This window comes from Streptomyces hokutonensis (assembly GCF_000376565.1).
Classification (GTDB): Bacteria; Actinomycetota; Actinomycetes; order Streptomycetales; family Streptomycetaceae; genus Streptomyces; species Streptomyces hokutonensis.
The window spans coordinates 246,955-270,138 of the sequence record NZ_BARG01000021.1 but is presented as its reverse complement, the minus strand read 5'-3'; the positions used below and the strand labels follow the sequence as shown (position 1 = coordinate 270,138).

Below are 23,184 nucleotides of genomic sequence, written 5' to 3'. Positions count from 1 at the left end.
ATGAAGGGTGTGCGGTGGCCCCACCGGGGCGGACTCGCCGTTGGCGGGTGCGGGTGCGGGTGCGGGTGCGGGTGCTACGGCGAGGTGTGTGGGGTGAGCGGTGTCGGGTGCAGGTGGCCGCACCGGGGCGGACTCGCCATCGCCGGCCGCGAGTTCGCGGCGTGTGCGCCGAACCGTGTCGGGCGCGGGCGGCCCCATCGGCGCGCAACCGCCCTCAGCCGCTCCCGCTCCCGTCTCCGCTCCTACTTCCGCTCCCGCTCCCGTCTCCGCTCCTACCTCCGCTCCTGCTCCCGTCTCCGCTCCCGCACCCAGCGGATACTGCGGAGTGTTCGCGTCCCCGGCGGCGAGTCCGTCGTCGTTGGCTGTTCTCATGCCTGCACCTCGTCCTCGTCCGCCGCCAGCACGTACTCGTCCTCCCCCTGATCCCGCCCCGCCGCGTGGCCCCACCCGGTGCCCTCCCTCTGATCTCGCCCCGCCGCGTCGCGCCCCCCGGCGTCCTCCCTCTGATCTCGTCCCGCCGTGCCACGCCCCCCGCCGCCCTCCCCCCGATCGCGGCGCACCGCGCCACCCCACTTGGTGTCCTCCCCCGGCACCAGCAACTCCGCGATGTCCAGGACGTGATGGCCCGCCATCGCCGGCAGGCAGCTGCCGCGCGCCGGGCCGATCGCTGATGCCCAGTCCAGAGGGATCGCGGAGGCGCCCCGTGTCGCTCCCGCCAACGCGCCCGCCACCGCCGCCGTCGTATCCGCGTCGCGGCCCATGTTGACCGCGGTGAGGACGGAGTCCACGAAGTCGCCGTCGGCTGCCGCGTAGGCGCCGAAGGCGAGGGCGACCGCCTCGGGGGCGAGGTCGGTCCAGGGGTAGCCGCCGATGACGACCGCGGAGCGGACCGCGCGTTCGCCGCGGTGGGCGACCGCCACCGCGCGGCGCAGGGAGCGGGCCGTCCAGGAGTCGTCGGGGACGACGGCGAGGGCGGAGGCGACCACCGCGATCGTCGGGGCTCCCGCCATCGCCGCCGCTACGCCCGCTGCCACGGCCTGGCCGCCGTAGATGCCCTCGCCGTCGTGGCTCACCGAGCCGTCGATCGCCACCAATCGGGCTGCTTCCGCCGGGCGGCCCGCCGCGAAGACGCCGAAGGGGGCCGCGCGCATGGCCAGGCCGTCGCTCCAGGCGTGGCGGTGCTGGGCGGAGATGGGGGCGGCGAGGCCCCGGCGGAGGTTCTCCAGGGTGCCGCGTTCGCTGAAGCCCGCGCCCCGGAACGGGCCCTCGTCCCGGTCCGCGATCCACTCGTGCCAGGCCGCCTCCACATGGGAGGGGGTGAGGGCCGAGCCGTGGCGGGCGAGGAGGAGGCCGGAGAAGATCGCGTACTCGGTGTCGTCCGTGCCCGCCGGGTTCTCCGCCACGTATCCCTCGATACGGCCCCAGCGGGCGCGGATCTCGGAGGGCTTCATGTTCTCCGCCGGTGCGCCCAGGGCGTCCCCGACCGCCAGGCCGAGCAGCGCGCCGCGTGCCCGTTCGCGGAGTTCGGTGGCGTTCTTGGGCGCCGGGACCGGGGGAATGCAGGCGATCGATGCCATACGCGGCCTCTCCCTACGGGGTTCCCTCAGAGCGCCTCAGGGCGCGGAACCCTTTGCGGATGTCTCCCACGGGAGGCCTTCGGCAGAGCCTGACGGAGTGCAGCATCACCCGGTCGACATTTGATGGGCTAGTGGCTCGGATGAGCGTTCGAGAGTGAACGTGCTGGTTAGCCCAGCCTTTCCTTGCTGGTGAGCGGGAAATGATCGGCGTATGTTCGGTGTTGTCGAAGAGTAGAACTTGTCTAAACTTAGCCTTACCTTAGCCCCTGGGGGATCACCGCATGGCCATCATCGAGACCGAGGCGACGCTCCACGAGGCGCACCGCGACAACCACACCCACCGCGATGTGAACGGCGGCTGGCTGCGCCCCGCGGTGTTCGGCGCGATGGACGGTCTCGTCTCCAACCTCGCGCTGATGACCGGTGTCGTCGGCGGCGCCGTCAGCCATCAGACCGTCGTCATCACCGGGCTGGCCGGGCTCGCCGCCGGTGCCTTCTCCATGGCGGCCGGCGAATACACCTCCGTCGCCTCCCAGCGTGAGCTGGTCGAGGCCGAACTCGACGTCGAGCGGCGGGAGTTGCGCAAGCATCCGGAGGACGAGGAGAGCGAGCTCGCCGCCCTCTACGAGAGCCGCGGGGTCGAGGCGGGGCTGGCTCGCGAAGTCGCCCGGCAGCTCTCGCGCGATCCCGAGCAGGCCCTGGAGATACACGCCCGGGAGGAGTTGGGGATCGACCCGGGCGACCTGCCCTCGCCGCTCGTCGCCGCCGTCTCGTCCTTCGGCTCGTTCGCGCTGGGCGCGCTGCTTCCCGTACTGCCGTTCCTGCTCGGCGCGACCGCGCTGTGGCCGGCGCTGCTGCTCGCGTTCGTCGGGCTGTTCGGCTGTGGTGCGGTGGTGGCCCGGGTGACCGCGCGGACCTGGTGGTTCAGCGGGCTGCGGCAGCTCGCGCTGGGCGGCGCGGCGGCCGGTGTGACGTACGCCCTGGGCACCCTGTTCGGAACGGTCGTAGGATAGCTCGACGCGCACTTATGCGGTGGTCCGCATAAGTAGCCGTTACTCGCTGGTTTCGAACGCTTAACCACTGGGCATGAGCCGTAAGCGCTGCGGGCAACGACGCCCGGGGCGCACCCGCGGGATGGGCGACGACGCTCCCTCTGCCCTGGTCCGGCGGACATCGATCTGTCCGCTTTGGTCCCCTTCATCTCCACCGCTGATGCGGTGCACCGCCGCCACCCCGCGGCGTCCGCATGTTGGAACGGAGTATCCGGTTCCCGAGAACCGTTCCATCATGTAACCTGCACGAAATTTTGCGCTTACCCGCAGAGGGCCAACGTCGTCCCTATGCCCATGCATATGCCACGACGACAACGGGAGAGCCGATGCGTACGCCGCGCCAGCCGTCCCAGCAGCCCACGAATGGCCAGAAGTGGTCCTTCATGGATGCTCGCCCTGCCGCCCAGGGTATGTACGACCCCCGCAACGAGCACGACGCCTGTGGCGTCGGCTTCGTGGCCACCCTCACAGGCGAGGCGAGCCACGCGCTGGTCGAGCAGGCGCTCACGGTGCTGCGCAACCTGGAGCACCGCGGTGCGACGGGTGCCGAGCCCGACTCCGGCGACGGCGCGGGCATCCTGTCCCAGGTGCCGGACGCCTTCTTCCGTGAGGTGGCCGGATTCGACCTGCCCGCCGCCGGTGGATACGCGGTCGGCATCGCCTTCCTGCCCCCGGACGGCGCGGACGCCGCCGTCTCACAGATCGAGACGGTCGCCGCAGAAGAGGGCCTGACCGTCCTCGGCTGGCGCGAGGTTCCGACCGCGCCCGAACTCCTCGGTGCCACCGCCCGCTCCACCATGCCGCTCTTCCGGCAGGTCTTCGTGAGCGACGGCGAGACCCAGGGCATCGACCTCGACCGCAAGGCCTTCGCGCTGCGCAAGCGCGCCGAGCGCGAGGCCGGTGTCTACTTCCCGTCGCTCTCCGCGCGGACCATCGTCTACAAGGGCATGCTCACCACCGGTCAGCTCGAGCCCTTCTTCCCGGACCTGTCCGACCGGCGCTTCGCCTCCGCGATCTCGCTCGTGCACTCCCGGTTCTCCACGAACACCTTCCCGTCGTGGCCGCTCGCCCACCCGTACCGCTTCGTCGCGCACAACGGCGAGATCAACACGGTCAAGGGCAACCGCAACTGGATGGCGGCCCGCGAGTCCCAGATCGCCTCCGACCTCTTCGGCGACCAGGACAAGATCGACCGGATCTTCCCGATCTGCACGCCCGAGGCCTCCGACTCCGCGTCCTTCGACGAGGTGCTGGAGCTGCTCCACCTCGGCGGGCGCTCGCTGCCGCACTCCGTGCTGATGATGATCCCGGAGGCGTGGGAGAACCACGACTCCATGGACCCGGCCCGCCGCGCCTTCTACCAGTTCCACGCCACGATGATGGAGCCCTGGGACGGCCCGGCCTGTGTCACCTTCACCGACGGCACCCAGGTCGGCGCGGTCCTCGACCGCAACGGCCTGCGCCCCGGCCGCTACTGGGTCACCGACGACGGCCTCGTCGTCCTCGGCTCCGAGGTCGGCGTCCTCGACATCGACCCCGCGAAGGTCGTCCGCAAGGGCCGCCTCCAGCCCGGCCGCATGTTCCTCGTGGACACCGCCGAGCACCGCATCATCGAGGACGACGAGATCAAGGCCGGCCTCGCCGCCGAGAAGCCGTACGCGGAGTGGCTGGAGGCCGGCGAGATCGAGCTGTCCGACCTGCCCGAGCGCGAGCACATCGTGCACACGCACGCCTCGGTCACCCGCCGCCAGCAGACCTTCGGCTACACCGAAGAAGAGCTGCGCGTCATCCTCGCGCCGATGGCCAAGGCCGGTGCCGAGCCGATCGGCTCGATGGGCACCGACTCGCCCATCGCCGCGCTGTCCTCGCGTCCGCGCCTGCTCTTCGACTACTTCACCCAGCTGTTCGCGCAGGTCACCAACCCGCCGCTGGACGCGATCAGGGAAGAGCTCGTGACCTCCCTGCGCTCGTCCCTCGGTCCCGCGAGCAACCTGCTGGAGCCGACGGCCGCCTCCTGTCGTAGCGTCACCCTGCCCTTCCCGGTGATCGACAACGACGAGCTGGCCAAGCTCATCCACATCAACGCCGACGGCGACATGCCCGGCATGAAGGCCGCGACCCTCTCCGGCCTGTACCGGGTCTCCGGCGGCGGCGACGCCCTCGCCGCCCGCCTCGCCGAGATCTGCACCGAGGCCGACGCGGCCATCGAGAACGGCGCCCGGCTGATCGTCCTCTCGGACCGCCACTCCGACGCCGAGCACGCGCCGATCCCCTCGCTGCTGCTCACCGCCGCCGTCCACCACCACCTCATCCGCACCAAGCAGCGCACCCAGGTGGGCCTGCTGGTCGAGGCCGGTGACGTCCGCGAGGTCCACCACGTCGCCCTGCTCATCGGCTTCGGCGCCGCGGCCGTCAACCCGTACCTGGCGATGGAGTCCGTCGAGGACCTCGTCCGCGCGGGCACGTTCCTCACCGACATCGAGGCCGAGCAGGCCATCCGGAACCTGATCTACGCGCTCGGCAAGGGCGTCCTCAAGGTCATGTCCAAGATGGGCATCTCGACGGTCGCCTCCTACCGGGGCGCCCAGGTCTTCGAAGCGGTCGGCCTGGACGAGCAGTTCGTCAACAGCTACTTCAGCGGTACGGCCACCAAGATCGGCGGCGTCGGCATCGACGTCATCGCCAAGGAGGTCGCCGCCCGGCACGCCAAGGCGTACCCCGCGAGCGGCATCGCGCCCGCGCACCGTGCCCTCGACATAGGCGGCGAGTACCAGTGGCGCCGCGAGGGCGAGCCGCACCTGTTCGACCCGGAGACGGTCTTCCGCCTCCAGCACTCGACGCGCACCAACCGCTACGACATCTTCAAGAAGTACACGGACCGCGTGAACGAGCAGTCCGAGCGGCTGATGACCCTGCGCGGCCTCTTCGGCTTCAAGTCGGACCGCCCGTCGATCTCCATCGACGAGGTCGAGCCCGTCTCCGAGATCGTCAAGCGCTTCTCCACCGGCGCCATGTCGTACGGCTCCATCTCCCTGGAGGCGCACGAGACCCTCGCCATCGCCATGAACCAGCTGGGCGGCAAGTCCAACACCGGTGAGGGCGGCGAGGACGCGGACCGGCTCTACGACCCGGCCCGGCGCAGCGCCATCAAGCAGGTCGCCTCCGGCCGCTTCGGCGTCACCTCCGAGTACCTGGTCAACGCGGACGACATCCAGATCAAGATGGCCCAGGGCGCCAAGCCCGGCGAGGGCGGCCAGCTGCCCGGCCACAAGGTCTACCCGTGGGTCGCCAAGACGCGTCACTCGACCCCCGGTGTCGGCCTCATCTCGCCGCCGCCGCACCACGACATCTACTCCATCGAGGACCTCGCCCAGCTGATCCACGACCTGAAGAACGCGAACCCGCAGGCGCGGATTCACGTCAAGCTGGTCTCGGAGGTCGGTGTCGGCACGGTCGCCGCAGGTGTGTCGAAGGCGCACGCGGACGTCGTCCTCATCTCCGGCCACGACGGCGGTACGGGCGCCTCGCCGCTCACCTCTCTCAAGCACGCTGGTGGGCCTTGGGAGTTGGGCCTCGCCGAGACCCAGCAGACGCTCCTTTTGAACGGCCTGCGGGACCGGATCGTCGTCCAGACCGACGGCCAGCTCAAGACCGGCCGTGACGTCGTCATCGCCGCGCTGCTCGGCGCCGAGGAGTTCGGTTTCGCGACCGCGCCGCTCGTCGTCTCCGGCTGCGTCATGATGCGCGTCTGCCACCTCGACACCTGCCCGGTCGGCATCGCCACGCAGAACCCGGTGCTACGCGACCGGTTCGCCGGCAAGGCCGAATACGTCGTGAACTTCTTCCAGTTCATCGCCGAAGAGGTCCGCGAGATCCTCGCCGAGCTGGGCTTCCGCACCATCGAGGAGGCCGTCGGCCAGGCCGGCACGCTCGACGTCGAGCGCGCCGTCGACCACTGGAAGGCGCAGGGCCTGGACCTGGCCCCCCTCTTCTACGTGCCCGAGATGCCCGAGGGCGCCGCGCTGCACCAGGTCATCCAGCAGGACCACGGCCTGGAGAAGGCGCTCGACAACGAGCTGATCAAGCTCGCCGCCGACGCCCTCGCCGCGTCCAGCGCCACCGACGCCCAGCCGGTCCGCGCCCAGGTCGCGATCCGCAACATCAACCGCACGGTCGGCACGATGCTCGGCCACGAGGTGACGAAGAAGTTCGGCGGGGCGGGCCTGCCCGACGACACCATCGACATCACCTTCACGGGTTCCGCGGGCCAGTCCTTCGGCGCCTTCCTCCCGCGCGGTGTCACGCTGCGCCTGGAGGGCGACGCCAACGACTATGTGGGCAAGGGCCTTTCGGGCGGCCGGGTGATCGTCCGCCCCGACCGGGGCGCCGACCACCTCGCCGAGTTCTCCACCATCGCGGGCAACACCATCGCCTACGGCGCGACCGGCGGCGAGCTGTTCCTGCGCGGCCGTACCGGTGAGCGGTTCTGTGTCCGCAACTCCGGTGCCACCGTGGTCTCCGAGGGCGTGGGCGACCACGGCTGCGAGTACATGACCGGCGGTCGTGCCGTCGTGCTCGGCGAGACCGGCCGCAACTTCGCGGCGGGCATGTCCGGCGGTATCGCCTACGTCATCGACCTGAACCCCGACAACGTGAATGTCGGAAACGCGGGCGCCGTAGGGGAGTTGGACGAAACCGACAAGCAGTGGCTGCACGACGTGGTGCGCCGTCACGCCGAGGAGACCGGTTCCACGGTCGCCGAGAAGCTGCTCGCCGAGTGGGCCGTCTCCGTGGACCGCTTCAGCAAGATCATCCCCAGCGCATACAAGGCAGTGCTCGCCGCCAAGGACGCCGCCGAGCGAGCGGGTCTCTCCGAGACCGAGATCACCGAGAAGATGATGGAGGCGGCGATCAATGGCTGACCCGAAGGGCTTCCTGAACCACGGGCGCGAGGTCGCCAAGTCCCGTCCCGTGGACGTCCGGTTGAAGGACTGGAACGAGGTCTACGTCCCCGGTTCACTGCTGCCGATCATCGGCAAGCAGGCCGGCCGGTGCATGGACTGCGGTATCCCGTTCTGCCACAACGGCTGTCCGCTGGGGAACCTGATCCCCGAGTGGAACGACTACGCCTACCGCGGTGACTGGACGGCGGCCTCCGAGCGCCTGCACGCCACCAACAACTTCCCCGAGTTCACCGGGCGGTTGTGCCCGGCTCCCTGCGAGTCGGCGTGCGTGCTGGGCATCAACCAGCCGCCGGTCACCATCAAGAACGTCGAGGTCTCCATCATCGACAAGGCCTGGGAGACGGGCGATGTCGCCCCGCAGGCCCCGGAGCGCCTCTCCGGCAAGACCGTCGCGGTCGTCGGCTCGGGCCCGGCGGGCCTCGCCGCCGCCCAGCAGCTGACCCGGGCCGGCCACACCGTCGCCGTCTACGAGCGCGCGGACCGCATCGGGGGTCTTCTCCGGTACGGCATCCCCGAGTTCAAGATGGAGAAGCGGCACATCAACCGCCGTATCGAGCAGATGCGCGCGGAGGGCACCCGCTTCCGCACGGGCGTCGAGATCGGCCGCGACCTCAAGGCCACCGACCTGCGCAAGCGCTACGACGCCGTCGTCATCGCCGCCGGTGCCACCACCGCGCGTGATCTCCCCGTCCCCGGGCGGGAGTTGACCGGTGTCTACCAGGCGATGGAGTACCTGCCCCTGTCCAACAAGGTGCAGGAGGGCGACTACGTCACCGCCCCGGTCTCGGCCGCGGGCAAGCACGTCGTCGTGATCGGCGGCGGCGACACCGGCGCGGACTGCGTGGGTACGGCGCACCGCCAAGGGGCCGCCTCCGTCACGCAGTTGGAGATCATGCCCCGCCCGGGCGACGAGCGGAACCCGGTCTCCCAGCCCTGGCCGACCTTCCCGATGCTCTACAAGGTGACCTCCGCGCACGAGGAGGGCGGTGAGCGGGTCTACTCCGTCAACACCACCCACTTCGAGGGCGACGAGGACGGCAACGTCCAGTGGCTGCACCTCGTCGAGGTCGAGTTCGTCGAGGGGAAGCTGACCCAGAAGCCGGGCACGGAGCGCAAGATCCCCGCCCAACTGGTCACCCTGGCCATGGGGTTCACCGGCACCGACCGCGAGAACGGTCTCGTCGACCAGTTCGCCCTGGACCTCGACGAGCGCGGCAACATCGCCCGCGACGCCGACTTCCAGACCAACGTCCCCGGCGTCTTCGTCGCCGGTGACGCGGGCCGCGGCCAGTCCCTCATCGTGTGGGCGATCGCGGAGGGCCGCTCGGCCGCCCGCGGTGTCGACCGCTTCCTCACGGGCGCCAGCGAACTCCCGGCCCCGATCCGCCCGACGGACCGCTCGCTGATGGTCTGACGGCAGGAAGAAAATATAGGGGAATCCCCTCAATAGACGTCCCGCACAATGGCGTGCGGAACAGAGCGCGGCGCCTGCTCAGTCCCCGACCGGACCGGCAGGCGCCGCGGCGCGTCCGGCCCCACCTCTACGGCACCCGGTACGTCTCCCCGTACACCTTCCACACCAACGGCGGCCGCAGCGCCAGGTTCCCCTCCTCCAGGAACTTCCGCTGGGCCGTGTCGACGCGGGAGGTGTCGATCCCGGGGTGCTTGGCCCGCATCGTGGCGCGGCGGACGTCGAGGAAGGCGCTCAAGTAGGCCTTCTCGTCGCCGCCTTGGGCCGGGGGCGCGGCCCGCTGCATCGCGCGCGTGCGGATGCCGTAGAAGCCGTCCGTGCCCGGGCCGTGGAAGACCATCGCGTCGTAGTAGATGAACTGCCCCAGCGGGCCCAGGCCGTCGCGTTTGGCCTCGCTGACCGCCGGGTCGAAGTAGATGCGGTCGCGCTCCGCGTCCTGCGCCGCCTGGAGCGCCGGGACCTTCGCCTCGGCGCGCCAGGCGGCCGGGAAGCCGGGGTCCAGGCCCTGGTGGGAGTCCGTGCCGTCGACCCTGCGCAGGGCGGGGAGGTAGCGGGCGAGGCCGTTGTCGGGGTGGGCGGCGGTGTACTTCTCGACCAGGACGAGCAGGTCGTGGGTGCCGGTGCAGAAGCCGATGATGCCCGCGGTGTAGCCCTGGCCGTCGCCGATGTCCTGCACATACCCGTACGCGCTGCGCCAGTCGAGCGTCGAGTTCTCGGCGCTGGCCACCAGCTCCTGCGCGAGGTTCTTCATGGCCGGCGCGGCCAGTCCCTCGGGTGCTCTGCGCTGCGCCGCGGCGGCCGGGTGGGCGGGCGGCGGGTCGTCGTGGGCGGTGGGTGAGGAGCCGTAGGCCGTCGCCGCGAGGAGGACGAGGGGTACGGCGGCGAGGATCAGGACGCCGGCGCGTTTCATGGGGCCAGAGTAGGGGCGGATACGTCCCTTATTCCGGGGGTTGGGGGGACATGGGGACTGCCGGACCTGCGTGGCGTAATCTCGATGCTTTCGCCGTGATCCGAAGGGAGCCCCTGTGGCCGCGATCTCGCTCAGCAAGGTCGAGGAGACCGCGCCCGCGCTGGTCAGCCTGTACAAGAGCGCCGGGGTCTCGCTGCGCAAACACGGGCTGGACGGGCAGCGGGCGGCCGTCTATCTGGTGGTCGACTACTCGGGTTCCATGAAGCCGTACTACAAGGACGGCAGCGTGCAGGCGCTCGCCGACCGGGTGTTGGGCCTGTCCGCGCACCTGGACGACGACGGGACCGTACCGGTCGTCTTCTTCTCGACCGACGTCGACGCCGTCACGGAGATCGCCCTCGCCGACCACGCGGGCCGGATCGACCGCATCGTGGCCGGACTCGGGCACATGGGCAAGACGAGCTACCACCTCGCCATGGACGCCGTCATCGACCACTACCTCGACAGCGGTTCCAAGGAGCCCGCGCTCGTCGTCTTCCAGACCGACGGCGGCCCGATCAACAAGCTCGCCGCGGAACGCTATGTGTGCAAGGCCGCCAAGCTACCGATGTTCTGGCAGTTCGTCGGCTTCGGCGACGCGAAGAGCAAGCAGTTCGAATTCCTGCGCAAACTCGACGAGTTGGCGGTGCCGCAGAAGCGTGCCGTCGACAACGCGGGCTTCTTCCATGCCGGTTCGGACCCGCTGAAGATGTCCGACACGGAGCTCTACGACCGGCTCGTGGGCGAGTTCCCGCAGTGGCTGTCGACGGCACGCGAGCGGGGGATCGTCCAGTGAGTCCGGTGACCCGCCTCCTGCCCGCCTCGGCGCGAACCGCCGTGCCCTGGAAGAACGGTGGCGGTGTGACGCGGGAGATCGCCGCGTGGCCCGAGGGTTCCGGCATGGACGACTTCGCGTGGCGGGTGAGCCTCGCCGAGGTCGGCGCGGACGGGCCGTTCTCCGCCTTCCCCGACGTCGACCGCACCCTGACCGTCGTCGAGGGCGCCGGCATGGACCTCACCGTGGGCGGCACCCGGGTGCTCGTCAACTCCCCTTATGTGCCGAGCGACTTCAGGGGCGACCTGCCGACCGACGGCCGCTTGCTGGACGGCCCGGTCGTCAACCTCAACGTCATGTGGCGCAGAGGCGCGGTCGCCACGGCTCCCACGGTCGCCGTCGTCCGGGGGCGGCTGCGGGTGTGCGCGGGCGCCCTGGTGGTAGCGCTCGACGGGACCGCCGAGGTGGCCGGGCTGACCCTCGGGCCGTACGACGCCGTGCAGTTGGGCGACGAGGAGGCCGTACTGCACGCCCGGGGTCGTACCGCCGTGATCGGGCTGTCATTGCCCGCTGACGCACCGTTGGCTTAGCCCGGCCCCCGTGACACCCTGTGGGGTGATCCGGACGGGGAGGGCGGCGAACGTATGGACGGCGCACGAACGGTGAACGGCACGGCGGGCGGCGGACGGCCGGGTGAGGCCGGCAAGGGGGAGAAGCTCGCCGACTGGGCGGACGGACGGCTCGGGCTGTACGCGCTGGCCAAGGCCAATATGCGCAAGGTCTTCCCCGACCACTGGTCCTTCATGCTGGGCGAGATCTGCCTCTACAGCTTCATCATCCTCATCCTGACCGGCGTCTATCTCACCTTGTTCTTCGAGCCGAGCGGTGTCGAGGTCATCTACCACGGCTCGTACACGCCGTTGAACGGCATCCCGATGACCCGGGCGTTCGAGTCCACGCTCGACATCAGCTTCGACGTGCGCGGCGGCCTGCTGATCCGGCAGATCCACCACTGGGCCGCCGTTGTCTTCATCGCGGGCATGCTCATCCACATGATGCGGGTGTTCTTCACCGGCGCCTACCGCAAGCCGCGCGAGCTCAACTGGGTGTTCGGCTGGACCCTGTTGTTCCTCGGCATCATCACCGGACTCACCGGCTACTCGCTCCCCGACGACCTGCTCTCCGGCACCGGCATCCGCTTCGCGGACGGCGCGATCCTGTCCGTGCCGATCGTCGGGACGTACATGTCGATGTTCCTGTTCGGCGGGGAGTTCCCGGGGCACGACATCATCTCGCGGCTCTTCCCCGTCCATGTCCTGCTGCTTCCGGGGATCATGCTGGGCCTGGTCGTCGCGCATCTGATCCTGGTCTTCTACCACAAGCACACGCAGTACCCCGGGCCCGGCCGCGACCAGAAGAGCGTGGTCGGCATGCCCTTCCTGCCCGTCTACATGGCCAAGGCGGGCGGCTTCTTCTTCCTCGTCTTCGGGGTGCTCGCCGTCATGGGCGGCATCGCCAGCATCAACCCCGTGTGGGCCTTCGGACCGTACCGCCCCGACCTGGTGACGACCGGCGCCCAGCCCGACTGGTATCTCGGCTTCTCCGAGGGACTCATCCGCGTGATGCCGGGATGGGAGATCAACGCCTGGGGCCACACACTGGAGTTGGGCGTCTTCATCCCCTTCACGCTCTTCCCGCTGATCCTCGCCGCCATCGGCGCCTACCCCTTCATCGAGGCCTGGATCACCGGCGACAGACGCGAACACCACATCCTGGACCGGCCGCGCAACATGCCCGTGCGCACCGGACTCGGCGTGGCCTGGCTGAGCCTGTACGGCGTGCTGCTGATCGGCGGCGGCAACGACGTGGTCGCCACCCATCTCAACCTCTCGATCAACGCCATCACTTGGTTCGTACGGGTCTCGTTCTTCGTGATGCCGGTGGCCGCCTTCCTCGTCACCAAGCGCGTCTGCATGGGACTCCAACGGCGGGACCGGGACAAGGTGTTGCACGGCCGCGAGTCCGGCCTCATCAAGATGCTGCCGCACGGCGAGTACGTCGAGGTCCACGAACCCCTCGCGCAGGACGAGCTGTTCAGACTCACCCAGCACGAACAGGAACCGCCCTACGAGATCGGCCCGCTCGTCGACGCGAACGGCGTGCAGCGGCAGGTCAAGGGCGGGCAGCGGGTGCGGGCCCGGCTCGCCAAGGCGATGTTCGGACCGGAGACGCGGATCGCGAAGCCGACGGTGGAGGAGTACAAGGAGCTTACGAGCGGCGACCATCACCACTGAAGCCTTCTAGGACGGCGGCCCGGCACTCGCCCGGGTCGCCCCAACTCGCCAGCAGGGCACGGGCTTTGGTCAGCCACAGCGACAGGTCGTACTCCGCCGTGTAGCCGATCGCGCCGTGCAGCTGAAGCGCGGTACGGGCCGTCGCGTACGCCGCTTCGCACGCCGTGACCTTCGCGGCGGCCACATCGGCCGGGTCCATGGTGAGCGCGGCACCGAAGACCAGCGGACGCGCGAACTCCAACGCGATCTTCGCATCGGCCAGTTGATGCTTCACCGCCTGGAACGAGCCGACGGGGACGCCGAATTGGGTGCGCTGCTTGACGTAGGCGACGGTCCGGTCGAGGAGAGTGAGGCCGACGCCCAGGGCCTGGGCGGCGGTGGCGAGGCGGGCCCAGGTGAGGGCGTGGGCCAGGGCGGCGGGCACCTGCGGGCCGACGGCGAGGAGTTCACCGCCGATGGGGGTGGGGAAGAGTCGGCGGGCGGGGTCGAGAGAGGCGTGGGGCACGGTCGCCGCGGGCGCGAGCCGCAACTCATCAGCCGAGGGCGCGCCGCCGGGCCGGGGGGCGAGCTGCCGCTCCATCGCCGGCTCGCCCGCCTCGGGTGCCGACTCGGCTGCGCCGGACGCCAATTCGCCCGCTGACGCAGGCTCTGCGGCCGTTTCTCCGGCGGCCCTCCTCGCCGGGCCGCGTGCCGCCGAGACCGTCAGGCGCACGTCCGCCATGTCCGCGTCCAGCGCGTACCGCCCCGTCGCCAGCGTGGCCGCCGACTCGCCGGAGGCCAGCGCGGGCAGCAGTCTCTTGGCCGGAGCGGGGTCGTCCAGGGCGGTCAGCAGGGCCGACGCCGCGACCGACTCCACCAGCGGCCCCGGCACCGCGTGTCGCCCCAACTCCACGAACGCCACGGCGAGTTCGACGGGCCGGAGCCCCAATCCCTCGTACGCCTCCGGTACCGCCAGCGCGAACACCCCCGCTGCTGCGACACGGCGCCACAACGCGCGCCCGCTCGCATGCTCCCCGCGACTCCACTCCCGTACGACCGACGGAGTCTCCGCGGCCGTCAGCATCGCGTTCAACGAGTCGGCGAACGCCCGCTGTTCGGGGTCGAGGAGGAAGCGCATCAGCGGCGGCCCTTCGGCAGGCCGAGCAGGCGCTCGGCGATGATGTCGCGCTGGATCTCGTTCGTACCGGCGTAGATGGGGCCGGCGAGGGAGAAGACATAGCCCTCGGCCCAGTCGGTGTCCGCCAACTCGCCTTCCGGGCCCAGCAGTTCGAGGGCCGTCTCGTGCAGGGCGATGTCGTACTCGGACCAGAAGACCTTGTTCAGGCTGGACTCCGGGCCGATGGACTCGCCGCCGAGGAAACGGGAGGCGTTGGCGTAGGTGAAGAGCTGGTAGGCGCGGGCGCCGATCACCGCGTCCGCCACCCGGTCCCTTGCGGTGGCCGAACTGCCCTGCTCCCGCCAGAGGTCGAGCAGGCGGTCGGCGGCGGCGAGGAAGCGGCCGGGGGAGCGGAGGGTGAGACCGCGTTCGTTGCCGGCCGTCGACATGGCGACCCGCCAGCCCTGGCCCGGCTCGCCGATCACGTCCTCGTCGGGCACGAACACCTCGTCCAGGAAGAGCTCCGCGAAGGCCGGTTTGCCGTCCAGGCGGCCGATCGGGCGGACCGTGACGCCGGGTGCGCGCAGGTCGAACATCAGGTAGGTCAGGCCCTGTTGGGGCCTCGGGGTGTCCGGCTCACTGCGGAACAGGCCGAACGCGCGGTCCGCGAAGGCCGCCCGCGACGACCACGTCTTCTGCCCGCTCAGCAGCCAGCCCCCGCCCGTGCGCACCGCCCGTGAGGTGAGCGAGGCCAGGTCCGAACCCGCCTCCGGCTCCGACCACGCCTGCGCCCACACCACCTCGCCGGTCGCCATCGACGGCAGCACACGCGCGCGTTGCTCCCGTGTGCCGTGGTCGAAGAGGGTCGGGGCGAGCAGGCTGATGCCGTTCTGGCCGACCCGGCCCGGCGCGCCCGCCGCGTAGTACTCCTCCTCGAACAGCAGCCACCGCACGATGTCCGCGCCCCGGCCGCCGTACTCCTCGGGCCAGGACACCACCGACCAACGGTCCGCGGCGAGTTGGGCCTCCCAGGCACGGTGCGCGGCGAAGCCCTCCTTCGTCTCCAGGGAGGGGAGTGGCGTGGCCGGCACATGCGCGCGCAGCCACGTGCGGGCCTCGGCGCGGAACGCCTCCTCGGCGGGAGTGAAGTCGAGGTCCATCGCCAACCGTCCTTCCCTAACAAGTGTTTGGTAGGTTAGCGTGGCCGTATGACAGGCGTCGAGAGTCCGGCATACGTCCCCGGGCACGGGCTGCTGAAGGGGCGCACCGCCGTCGTCACCGCCGCCGCAGGCGCGGGCATCGGCGGGGCCACCGCGCGCCGCTTCCTCCAGGAGGGCGCCCGCGTGCTGATCAGCGACGCGCACACGCGGCGGCTGAAGGAGTACGAGGCAGAGCTGGCAGGGGAGTTCGGCGCGGAGTCGGTCGCCGCGCTGCCGTGCGACGTCACCGACGAGACGCAGGTGCGGGCGCTGTTCGACGCGGCCGTCGCGGCGCACGGGCGGCTGGACGTCGTCGTCAACAACGCGGGCCTGGGCGGCACTTCGGACCTCGTCGACATGAGCGACGAGCAGTGGTCGAAGGTGCTGGACGTGACGTTGAACGGCACCTTCCGCTGCACCCGGGCCGCGCTGCGCGCGATGCGCGGAACCGGCGGCGGGGTGATCGTCAACAACGCCTCCGTCGTCGGCTGGCGCGCCCAGGCCGGACAGGCGCACTACGCGGCGGCAAAGGCGGGCGTGATGGCGCTGACCCGGTGCGCGGCGATCGAGGCCGCCGAGTACGGGGTGCGGATCAACGCGGTCTCGCCGAGCCTCGCCATGCACCCGCACCTCGTGAAGGTGACGACCCCCGAACTGCTCGCGGACCTCACCGCGCGCGAGGCCTTCGGTCGGTACGCCGAGCCCTGGGAGGTGGCCAACGTGATCGTCTTCCTGGCCTCGGACTACTCCTCGTACATGACCGGCGAGGTCGTCTCCGTGAGCAGCCAGCATGCGTAGCGGGACGAGGGGGCAGGGTTGTGGCACGACAATGGTCCTGTGCCGACCAAGAAGAAACCCCCGGTGACCGCCGCTCCGGCCCGCCGTCGTGAACTCCTCGACACGGCGGCCGAGGTCTTCGCCGAGCAGGGCTACAACGCCACCACCGTACGGAAGATCGCCGACCACGCGGGCATGCTCGCGGGCAGCCTCTACTACCACTTCGACTCCAAGGAATCGATGCTGGAGGAGATCCTGCGGACCTTCCTCGACGAGCTGTGGGGCGGCTACGACACCGTCCTGGACGCCGAGTTCGGGCCGCGCGAGACCTTGGAGGCCCTGGTCACGGAGTCGTTCCGGGAGATCGACCGGCACCGCGCGGCCGTCGCGATCTACCAGAAGGAGAGCAAGCAACTGGTCGCGCAGGAGCGGTTCGCGTTCCTCGCCGAGTCGCAGCGCAAGTTCGAGAAGGCGTGGCTGTCCACGCTGGAGCGCGGGGTCGCCGCCAAGGTCTTCCGGGCCGACCTCGACGTCCGGCTCACCTACCGGTTCGTGCGGGACACGGTGTGGGTCGCCGCGTCCTGGTACCGGCCCGGCGGACAGCACAGCGCCGAGGAGATCGCCCGGCAGTACCTGTCGATGGTGCTGGACGGGATCGCCGTACGCACGTAACTCACTCGTCTGTATGGGGAGTTGGCATGGCCGAGGCCTATATCGTCGAAGCGGTCCGTACGCCCGTCGGGCGGCGCGGGGGAGGGCTGAGCGGGGTCCATCCCGCCGACCTCGGGGCTCATGTGCTGGGGGAGCTGGTCGCGCGGTCGGGGATCGATCCTGCCGCCGTCGAGGACGTCGTCTTCGGGTGTCTGGACGCGGTGGGGCCGCAGGCCGGGGACATCGCGCGGACCGCCTGGCTGGCGGCCGGGCTGCCCGAGGAGGTGCCGGGCGTGACGGTGGACCGGCAGTGCGGGTCCTCGCAGCAGGCCGTGCACTTCGCGGCGCAGGGCGTGCTGTCCGGCACCCAGGACCTGGTCGTCGCGGGCGGCGTCCAGAACATGTCGCTGATCCCCATCGCCTTCGCCTCCCGCCAGGCCGCCCTGCCGCTCGGCCTCACGGACGGCCCCTTCGCGGGCAGCGAGGGCTGGCGCGCCCGGTACGGAACGCAGCCGGTGAACCAGTTCGCCGGCGCCGAGATGATCGCCGCGAAGTGGGGCATCAGCCGGCAGGACCAGGAGGAGTTCGCCCTGCGCTCGCACCGGCGGGCCCTGCGCGCCATCGACGAGGGCCGCTTCGCACGCGAGACGGTGGCCCACGGCGCGGTCGCGGTCGACGAGGGCCCGCGCCGGGACACGTCACTGGAGAAGATGGCCGGCCTGAAACCGGTCGTCGACGGCGGCACCATCACCGCCGCGTGCTCCTCCCAGGTCTCCGACGGCGCGGCGGCCATGCTGCTTGCCTCCGAACGGGCGGTACGGGAACACGGGTTGACGCCCCGCGCCCGTATCCACCACCTCTCCGTCCGTGGCGAGGACCCGATCCGCATGCTGTCCGCCCCGATCCCGGCCACCGCCCACGCCCTGAAGAAGACCGGCCTGACCATCGACGCCATCGACCTCGTCGAGATCAACGAGGCCTTCGCGCCCGTCGTCCTCGCCTGGCTGAAGGAGACGGGCGCCGACCCCGACAGGGTGAACGTCAACGGCGGCGCGATAGCCCTCGGTCACCCCCTCGGCGCGACCGGCGTCAAACTCATGACCACCCTCCTCCACGAACTGGAGCGCACCGGCGGCCGGTTCGGCCTCCAGACCATGTGCGAGGGCGGTGGCCAGGCCAATGTGACGATCATCGAACGGCTGTGAGACCGCCTCGCGTTCTTCAGGAGTCGGCCCGCACCAGCGTCCACAGCACCTCCTCCGCCTCCTTCATCACCCGTGCCACCAGCTCCGCGCACGACGGCAGGTCGTCGATCACTCCGGCGACCTGTCCGGACGCCATCACCCCGAGGTCCGTACGGCCGTCCACCATTGACGCCTTGAGGAGCATCGGGGTGTTCGCGGCGAGCAGGACCTGGCTCCAGGTCAGCTCCTTGCCGTGCTTCATGGCGAGGCCGTCGCGGATCATGCGCGGCCAGGTCAGGCCGGACAGTCGGCGGAAGCCGGCGGCTCGGTGTATCGCCTGGAGCAGGGTCCTCGCCCGGCCGGAGTGCTCCAGGGCGTCGACCAGTTCCGTGCGGAGCATGCGGTGCGGCAGGCCGTCGACCGCCCGTGTGACCGTGACGTCCTTGACCGTCGCCGCCAGATAGGCCGCCTTCACCGCGTCCGGGACCGTCGAGTCCGAGGTGAGGAGGAAACGGGTGCCCATGGCGACGCCCGCCGCCCCGTAGGCCAGCGCCGCGACCAGCCCCCGCCCGTCGAAGAAGCCGCCCGCCGCCACCACCGGTATGTCCACCGCGTCCACCACCTGCGGCAGCAGCACCGTCGTCGCCACCTCCCCGGTGTGGCCGCCGCCCTCTCCGCCCTGCACGATCACCGCGTCCGCGCCCCATGCCGCGACCTTCTCCGCGTGCCGCCGCGCCCCGATCGACGGGATCACGACCACGCCCGCCTCCTTCAGTTCGGCGATCAGCTCGGCGGACGGCGCGAGCGCGAAGGACGCGACCCGCACACCCTCCTCGATCATGATCCGCACCCGGTCGCCCGCGTCCGCCGCGTCCGCCCGCAGATTCACCCCGAACGGCGCCCCCGTACGGGACTTGACCTCGCGGATCGCCTCCCGGAGCCGGTCGGTGTCCATGGTCGCGGACGCCAGGATGCCCAGCGCGCCCGCGTTCGCCGTGGCCGACACCAGCCGCGGGCCCGCCACCCAGCCCATCCCCGTCTGCACGATCGGATGCCGCACCCCGACCAGCCTGGTCAGCGCGGTCTCCATCAGACCGCCACCTCCCTGCGGCGGGTGTCGGCCGGGTCGATGACCTCACGGATCAACCGCAGCTCCTCCGGGGTGGGTTCACGGGTCGGCGGAACCTCGTCCGGGACCGTCAGCTCGAAGCCGGTCGCCTCCCTGACCTGCTCCACCGTGACCCCCGGATGCAGCGAGGCCAGCCGCATCGAGCGGTCCGGGGTCGCGAAGTCGAACACGCCCAGGTCGGAGACGACCCGGGGGATGCGGTGGAAGCGGGCCGTCCCCGGGTGCTCGGCGACCCGGTCGTACCCCACCCCGCACACCATGTCGACCTGCTCCACGAAGACCCGCCGGGAGTGCCGCGGTATCCAGTAACTCGTCGGATTGTTCAGCGTGTTGACCGGCGCCCCGCGCACCCCGAGCAACTGCCGCTTCGGGCGCGCCCAGTCGCCGATGCACGAGATGTTCTGGTTGCCGTACCGGTCGATCTGGCTCGCGCCCATCATCACGTGCCGGCGCCCGCCGGACACCAGGGCGAGGTGCTGCCGGTACGGCAACCAGCCTTCCGGTGTCCCGTCCGGACGGACGATCATCGCCTCGCCGTCGGTCAGCAACAGGTCGGGCGCGAAGGTGAGCCGGGCCAGCCGCGCGCCGACGGACGGGATCAGGCCCATGGGGCTGGCCAGGATCTCACCGGCGTCACGCCACGCCTCCGCACAGGCGATCACGCAGTATTCGGAACGCAGTACCTCCATCACCCCTGTTCCTCCTGCCAGTTGCGTACCGCCGACCGGTAGTCCGCCTCGTCCCCGGCGAGAAAGCGCTCGGAGAACTCCGCCCAGGGTGTCGTCGCGTACAGCCGCTGGAACTCCTCGTCCCTGCCGTGGTCGGGGGCGCAGGACGTGAAGTGGGCGCCGCCGGGCGCCTCGACGACCCCGGTCACGTGCAGCCGCTTGACGAGCAGGGACTGCGGTGGCGCCTCCTTCGTCAACTCGGCCGTGTCCACGATCCGTTCGCAGGAGACATAGGCCGCGTCCGCCGCCTCGCAGAACAGGTCGTCGAAGTACGGGTCCGGGCCCAGATACTGCCCGTTGCCCAGCCGGTCGGCCCGGTTGACGTGCACCAGCGCCGCGTCCAGACGCAGCGCGGGCATCGCCACGAACGTCTCCCCGTCCTCGTACGGCGAAGTCACCGTCCGCAGGCCGGGGTTGACCCGCATCACGTCCGAGCCGATCCCCGCGCGCACCGGCAGGAACGGCAGCCGGTTCGCCGCCGCGCGCAGGCCCCACATGAACATGGCCTCGTCGACCTCCGTCAGCTCGAACTCCCCGCGCTCGCGCGCCGCCCGGTAGTGCGGTTCGAGCGGGACGGAGTCGAGGGTGACGAAGGGCGCCACCAGTCTGCGGACCCGTCCTGCCGCCACCAGCATCCCGACGTCCGGGCCGCCGTAGGAGACCAGGGTGAGATCGCCGATGCCGCTCCGTAACAGCGCTCGGACCAGTGACATCGGCTTGCGGCGGGAACCCCAGCCGCCGATGCCCAGGGTCATGCCGCTCGTCAGCCGGGACACGACCTCGTCGGCGGTCGTCGTCTTGTCGGTCACCGGTCACCACCCTCCTTCCCGAACGTGTCGCGCACCCGGTCCGCCACCCCGCTGACGCTCGCCTCGAAGGTGAAGCCCTGCTCGAAGCGGTAGCTGCGGCGGACGTCGACGGGGTCGATGCCGTTGATCGCGGACTTGGCGAGCCGGATCAGCTCGCCGTCCTTGGCGGCTATCTCGGCCGCCAACTCCAGTGCGGTGGGCAGCAGTTCGGCGCGCGGTACGACCCGCCACACCGAGCCGTGCGCGTGCAGCTCGGCCGCCGTCGCCGTGCGCGAGGTGTAGTACAGGGCACGCATCAGGTGCTGGGGGACCAGCCGGGCCAGATGCGTGGCGGCGCCCAGGGCGCCCCGGTCCAGCTCGGGCAGTCCGAAGGTGGCGTCCTCGCTCGCCACGATCACGTCCGCGTTGCCCACCAGGCCGATGCCCCCGCCCAGACAGAAGCCCTGTACGGCCGCCACCACGGGCACCTCGCACTCGTACACCGCGGCGAACGCCTCGAAACAGCCCCGGTTCACCCCGACCAGGGCCGACTGTCCGCGCGCCTGTATCTCCTTGATGTCCACGCCCGCGTTGAAGCCGCGCCCCTCGGCCGCCAGCACCACACAGCGCACGCCGGGGTCGCGGCCGGCCGCACGCACGGCGTCGGCCAGTGCGAACCAGCCGTCCACCGGCAGCGCGTTCACCGGCGGGAAGTCGACCGTGACGATCGAAATCCCCTTGCTCGCCGACAAGTTTTCCGGAGAGGAGGTGGAGACACCCATGGCCGCATCAGCTACCTTTCCACCAAACATTTGTTAGGTGTGAGGCTTCGAAGCTAGCAGCCGCAGAATCCGAGCGGGAGACCCTGTGGATAACTCGCCCGACCCCCCTTTGAACGGCCGGACCGTCCTCGTCACCGGCGGCACCCGAGGCGTCGGCGCCGGTATCGCGCGCGCCTTCGTCCAGGCCGGCGCCCATGTGCTGACCTGCGCGCGCAAACCGCCCGAAGTCCCGGTCGAGGGAACCGAGTTCAGCCCCCTGGACCTGCGCGACCCGGACGCCGTACGGGAGTTCTTCGCCGCGCTGCCCCGGCTCGACGTCCTCGTCAACAACGCGGGCGGCGCACCGTACCGCCCGCTCGTCGACGCGACGGCCGAACGCCACGCGCGGATCATCGAGTTGAACCTCCTCGCCCCGCTCACCGCCTCCCTCGCCGCGTACGAACACCTCAGGCGGGCCAGGGGGTCGGTCGTGATGATCGGCAGCGTCAGCGGCAGCCGGCCCTCGCCCGGTTCGGCGGCGTACGGGGCGGCCAAGGCGGGCCTGGAGAACCTGGCCCGTTCGATGGCGGTGGAGTGGGCGCCGGACATCCGCGTCAACACCCTCGTCGTCGGCATGGTCCGCACGGAGTCGTCCCACCTGCACTACGGCGACGAGGACGCCATCGCGGCCGTCTCCCGCACCGTCCCGCTCGGCCGCCTCGCCGACCCCTCCGACGTGGGCGCGGCGGCGGTCTTCCTCGCTTCCCCCGCCGCCGCGTACATCAGCGGCGCGAGTCTCCTGGTCCACGGGGGCGGGGAGCGGCCGGCCTTCCTGGACGCCGCAACTGCCAACAAGGAGAAGTGAGATGAGTGCCAGTAGTGCCAGTGCTCTCTGCGACGGCCGGGTCGTCGTCGTCACCGGCGCGGGCCGGGGCCTGGGCCGGGCCCATGCCCTCGCCTTCGCCGCCGAGGGTGCCAAGGTCGTCGTCAACGACCTCGGCGTCGGCCTCGACGGCACCCCGGACCCCGACAGCCCCGCCGCCCAGGTCGTCGCGGAGATCCGCGCGGCGGGCGGCGAGGCGGTCGCCCACGGCGGCGACATCGCCACCGGAACCGGTGCCAAGTCCCTGGTCACGACCGCCCTGGAGACCTACGGCCGCCTCGACACCCTTGTCAACAACGCGGGTTACCTGCGCGACCGCATGCTCGTCAACCTCGACGAGGACGACTGGGACGCGGTACTCCGCGTCCACCTGAAGGGCCACTTCCTGCCCCTCAAACACGCCGCCGCACACTGGCGCGCCGAGTCCAAGGCGGGCCGCACCCCCACCGCCCGCATCATCAACACCAGCAGCGGAGCAGGCCTGTTGGGCTCGGTCGGCCAGGGCAACTACAGCGCCGCCAAGGCCGGCATCGTAGGCCTCACCCTCGTGGCGGCCGCCGAACTCTCCCGCTACGGCGTCCAGGTCAACGCCATCGCCCCCGCGGCCCGCACCCGCATGACGGAACACACCTTCGCCGAGACGATGACGGCCCCCGACTCCGGCTTCGACACGATGGCCCCGGAGAACGTCTCCCCCCTGGTGGTATGGCTGGGCTCCGCCGCGAGCACGGGGGTCACGGGCCGGATCTTCGAGGCGGAGGGCGGACGCATCACCGTGATGGAGGGATGGAGGGCGGGCCCGAGCGCGGACAAAGGGGCGCGGTGGAGCGCGGGGGAGGCGGGAGAGGCGGTACTGAAACTGCTGGCGGAGGCGGAGATTCCGGGGGCGGTGTACGGGAGTTAGCG

At 70.8% G+C, this 23,184-nt stretch carries 19 protein-coding genes and 1 pseudogene; 11 read left to right on the top strand and 9 right to left on the bottom strand.

Annotation, left to right across the window (positions count from 1 at the left end; translation table 11 throughout):
• Both SSP08S_RS63035 and SSP08S_RS11275 read right to left on the bottom strand, forming a co-directional pair.
• A pseudogene (locus tag SSP08S_RS63035) lies at window positions 1–372 on the bottom strand (hypothetical protein); the annotation flags it as partial.
• Window positions 369–1,577 carry an ADP-ribosylglycohydrolase family protein gene (locus SSP08S_RS11275; protein WP_019067696.1) on the bottom strand — a complete coding sequence of 403 codons (1,209 nt, stop codon included), beginning with the start codon at window positions 1,575–1,577 and terminating at the stop codon, window positions 369–371. The pseudogene SSP08S_RS63035 and the gene SSP08S_RS11275, both read right to left, overlap by 4 nt.
• Before the next feature lie 281 nt (window positions 1,578–1,858).
• On the opposite strand from SSP08S_RS11275, the gene SSP08S_RS11270 reads away from it, so the two are divergent.
• The 3 genes from SSP08S_RS11270 to SSP08S_RS11260 all read left to right on the top strand — a co-directional run bounded on the left by SSP08S_RS11270 (window position 1,859) and on the right by SSP08S_RS11260 (window position 9,007).
• A complete protein-coding gene (locus SSP08S_RS11270; RefSeq protein WP_019067695.1) occupies window positions 1,859–2,590 on the top strand; it encodes a VIT1/CCC1 transporter family protein in 732 nt (243 codons plus the stop codon).
• A 365-nt stretch (window positions 2,591–2,955) separates the two neighbouring features.
• A complete protein-coding gene (gene gltB, locus SSP08S_RS11265; protein ID WP_078532406.1) occupies window positions 2,956–7,551 on the top strand; it encodes a glutamate synthase large subunit in 4,596 nt (1,531 codons plus the stop codon).
• Window positions 7,544–9,007 (top strand): glutamate synthase subunit beta, encoded by a 1,464-nt coding sequence (locus SSP08S_RS11260; RefSeq protein ID WP_019067693.1) that lies wholly within the window; start codon window positions 7,544–7,546, stop codon window positions 9,005–9,007. Before gltB ends, SSP08S_RS11260 begins: the two co-directional genes overlap by 8 nt.
• 127 nt (window positions 9,008–9,134) lie before the next feature.
• Here SSP08S_RS11260 and SSP08S_RS11255 read toward each other — a convergent pair whose 3' ends face one another.
• A complete protein-coding gene (locus SSP08S_RS11255) occupies window positions 9,135–9,974 on the bottom strand; it encodes a chitosanase (RefSeq protein WP_019067692.1) in 840 nt (279 codons plus the stop codon).
• A gap of 115 nt (window positions 9,975–10,089) precedes the next feature.
• On the opposite strand from SSP08S_RS11255, the gene SSP08S_RS11250 reads away from it, so the two are divergent.
• From SSP08S_RS11250 to qcrB, 3 genes are read left to right on the top strand one after another with little or no spacing between them, the layout of a single operon-like run.
• Entirely contained in the window at window positions 10,090–10,809 is a 720-nt protein-coding gene (locus tag SSP08S_RS11250; protein ID WP_019067691.1) for a vWA domain-containing protein, read from the top strand.
• Between the two features lie 5 nt (window positions 10,810–10,814).
• The gene (locus SSP08S_RS11245) at window positions 10,815–11,378 is read left to right on the top strand and encodes a HutD/Ves family protein (RefSeq protein ID WP_019067690.1); all 564 of its coding nucleotides are present in this window, start codon (window positions 10,815–10,817) and stop codon (window positions 11,376–11,378) included.
• A 54-nt stretch (window positions 11,379–11,432) separates the two neighbouring features.
• Entirely contained in the window at window positions 11,433–13,082 is a 1,650-nt protein-coding gene (gene qcrB / locus SSP08S_RS11240; RefSeq protein ID WP_019067689.1) for a cytochrome bc1 complex cytochrome b subunit, read from the top strand.
• Here the strand turns inward: qcrB and SSP08S_RS11235 are convergent.
• Together SSP08S_RS11235 and SSP08S_RS11230 are read right to left on the bottom strand one after the other, a co-directional pair.
• Entirely contained in the window at window positions 13,057–14,199 is a 1,143-nt protein-coding gene (locus tag SSP08S_RS11235; protein ID WP_019067688.1) for an acyl-CoA dehydrogenase family protein, read from the bottom strand. The two genes, qcrB and SSP08S_RS11235, sit on opposite strands and share 26 nt — an antisense overlap.
• Window positions 14,199–15,338 carry an acyl-CoA dehydrogenase family protein gene (locus SSP08S_RS11230; RefSeq protein WP_019067687.1) on the bottom strand — a complete coding sequence of 380 codons (1,140 nt, stop codon included), beginning with the start codon at window positions 15,336–15,338 and terminating at the stop codon, window positions 14,199–14,201. Before SSP08S_RS11230 ends, SSP08S_RS11235 begins: the two co-directional genes overlap by 1 nt.
• 48 nt (window positions 15,339–15,386) lie before the next feature.
• Between SSP08S_RS11230 and SSP08S_RS11225 the strand changes: the two genes are divergently transcribed.
• From SSP08S_RS11225 to SSP08S_RS11215, 3 genes are read left to right on the top strand one after another with little or no spacing between them, the layout of a single operon-like run.
• The gene (locus SSP08S_RS11225) at window positions 15,387–16,175 is read left to right on the top strand and encodes an SDR family oxidoreductase (RefSeq protein WP_019067686.1); all 789 of its coding nucleotides are present in this window, start codon (window positions 15,387–15,389) and stop codon (window positions 16,173–16,175) included.
• A gap of 39 nt (window positions 16,176–16,214) precedes the next feature.
• Entirely contained in the window at window positions 16,215–16,826 is a 612-nt protein-coding gene (locus SSP08S_RS11220) for a TetR/AcrR family transcriptional regulator (protein WP_019067685.1), read from the top strand.
• Between the two features lie 26 nt (window positions 16,827–16,852).
• A complete protein-coding gene (locus tag SSP08S_RS11215) occupies window positions 16,853–18,010 on the top strand; it encodes an acetyl-CoA C-acetyltransferase (protein WP_019067684.1) in 1,158 nt (385 codons plus the stop codon).
• Window positions 18,011–18,026: 16 nt separating this feature from the next.
• Here the strand turns inward: SSP08S_RS11215 and SSP08S_RS11210 are convergent, their stop codons facing one another.
• From SSP08S_RS11210 to SSP08S_RS11195, 4 genes are read right to left on the bottom strand one after another with little or no spacing between them, the layout of a single operon-like run.
• Window positions 18,027–19,079, bottom strand: a complete 1,053-nt coding sequence (locus tag SSP08S_RS11210) for an NAD(P)H-dependent flavin oxidoreductase (RefSeq protein ID WP_019067683.1) — start codon at window positions 19,077–19,079, stop codon at window positions 18,027–18,029.
• Window positions 19,079–19,807 (bottom strand): CoA-transferase subunit beta, encoded by a 729-nt coding sequence (locus tag SSP08S_RS11205; RefSeq protein WP_019067682.1) that lies wholly within the window; start codon window positions 19,805–19,807, stop codon window positions 19,079–19,081. Before SSP08S_RS11205 ends, SSP08S_RS11210 begins: the two co-directional genes overlap by 1 nt.
• The gene (locus SSP08S_RS11200; protein WP_019067681.1) at window positions 19,807–20,655 is read right to left on the bottom strand and encodes a CoA transferase subunit A; all 849 of its coding nucleotides are present in this window, start codon (window positions 20,653–20,655) and stop codon (window positions 19,807–19,809) included. Before SSP08S_RS11200 ends, SSP08S_RS11205 begins: the two co-directional genes overlap by 1 nt.
• Entirely contained in the window at window positions 20,652–21,416 is a 765-nt protein-coding gene (locus tag SSP08S_RS11195; RefSeq protein ID WP_019067680.1) for an enoyl-CoA hydratase family protein, read from the bottom strand. Before SSP08S_RS11195 ends, SSP08S_RS11200 begins: the two co-directional genes overlap by 4 nt.
• 85 nt (window positions 21,417–21,501) lie before the next feature.
• Between SSP08S_RS11195 and SSP08S_RS11190 the strand changes: the two genes are divergently transcribed.
• Both SSP08S_RS11190 and SSP08S_RS11185 read left to right on the top strand, forming a co-directional pair.
• The gene (locus SSP08S_RS11190) at window positions 21,502–22,260 is read left to right on the top strand and encodes an SDR family oxidoreductase (RefSeq protein WP_026178389.1); all 759 of its coding nucleotides are present in this window, start codon (window positions 21,502–21,504) and stop codon (window positions 22,258–22,260) included.
• Window position 22,261: 1 nt separating this feature from the next.
• A complete protein-coding gene (locus SSP08S_RS11185) occupies window positions 22,262–23,182 on the top strand; it encodes an SDR family oxidoreductase (RefSeq protein ID WP_019067678.1) in 921 nt (306 codons plus the stop codon).
• Window positions 23,183–23,184 lie beyond the last annotated feature (2 nt).

What these genes read in the sequence shown, in the direction of transcription:
- qcrB (WP_019067689.1), top strand. Translation starts at nt 11,433, where the DNA reads ATGGACGGCGCACGAACGGTGAACGGCACGGCGGGCGGCGGACGGCCG.
- SSP08S_RS11260 (WP_019067693.1), top strand. Translation starts at nt 7,544, where the DNA reads ATGGCTGACCCGAAGGGCTTCCTGAACCACGGGCGCGAGGTCGCCAAG.
- SSP08S_RS11270 (WP_019067695.1), top strand. Translation starts at nt 1,859, where the DNA reads ATGGCCATCATCGAGACCGAGGCGACGCTCCACGAGGCGCACCGCGAC.
- SSP08S_RS11185 (WP_019067678.1), top strand. Translation starts at nt 22,262, where the DNA reads ATGAGTGCCAGTAGTGCCAGTGCTCTCTGCGACGGCCGGGTCGTCGTC.
- SSP08S_RS11230 (WP_019067687.1), bottom strand. Translation starts at nt 15,338, where the DNA reads ATGGACCTCGACTTCACTCCCGCCGAGGAGGCGTTCCGCGCCGAGGCC.
- SSP08S_RS11255 (WP_019067692.1), bottom strand. Translation starts at nt 9,974, where the DNA reads ATGAAACGCGCCGGCGTCCTGATCCTCGCCGCCGTACCCCTCGTCCTC.
- SSP08S_RS11210 (WP_019067683.1), bottom strand. Translation starts at nt 19,079, where the DNA reads ATGGAGACCGCGCTGACCAGGCTGGTCGGGGTGCGGCATCCGATCGTG.
- SSP08S_RS11205 (WP_019067682.1), bottom strand. Translation starts at nt 19,807, where the DNA reads ATGGAGGTACTGCGTTCCGAATACTGCGTGATCGCCTGTGCGGAGGCG.
- SSP08S_RS11225 (WP_019067686.1), top strand. Translation starts at nt 15,387, where the DNA reads ATGACAGGCGTCGAGAGTCCGGCATACGTCCCCGGGCACGGGCTGCTG.
- SSP08S_RS11195 (WP_019067680.1), bottom strand. Translation starts at nt 21,416, where the DNA reads ATGGGTGTCTCCACCTCCTCTCCGGAAAACTTGTCGGCGAGCAAGGGG.
- gltB (WP_078532406.1), top strand. Translation starts at nt 2,956, where the DNA reads ATGCGTACGCCGCGCCAGCCGTCCCAGCAGCCCACGAATGGCCAGAAG.
- SSP08S_RS11275 (WP_019067696.1), bottom strand. Translation starts at nt 1,577, where the DNA reads ATGGCATCGATCGCCTGCATTCCCCCGGTCCCGGCGCCCAAGAACGCC.
- SSP08S_RS11235 (WP_019067688.1), bottom strand. Translation starts at nt 14,199, where the DNA reads ATGCGCTTCCTCCTCGACCCCGAACAGCGGGCGTTCGCCGACTCGTTG.
- SSP08S_RS11215 (WP_019067684.1), top strand. Translation starts at nt 16,853, where the DNA reads ATGGCCGAGGCCTATATCGTCGAAGCGGTCCGTACGCCCGTCGGGCGG.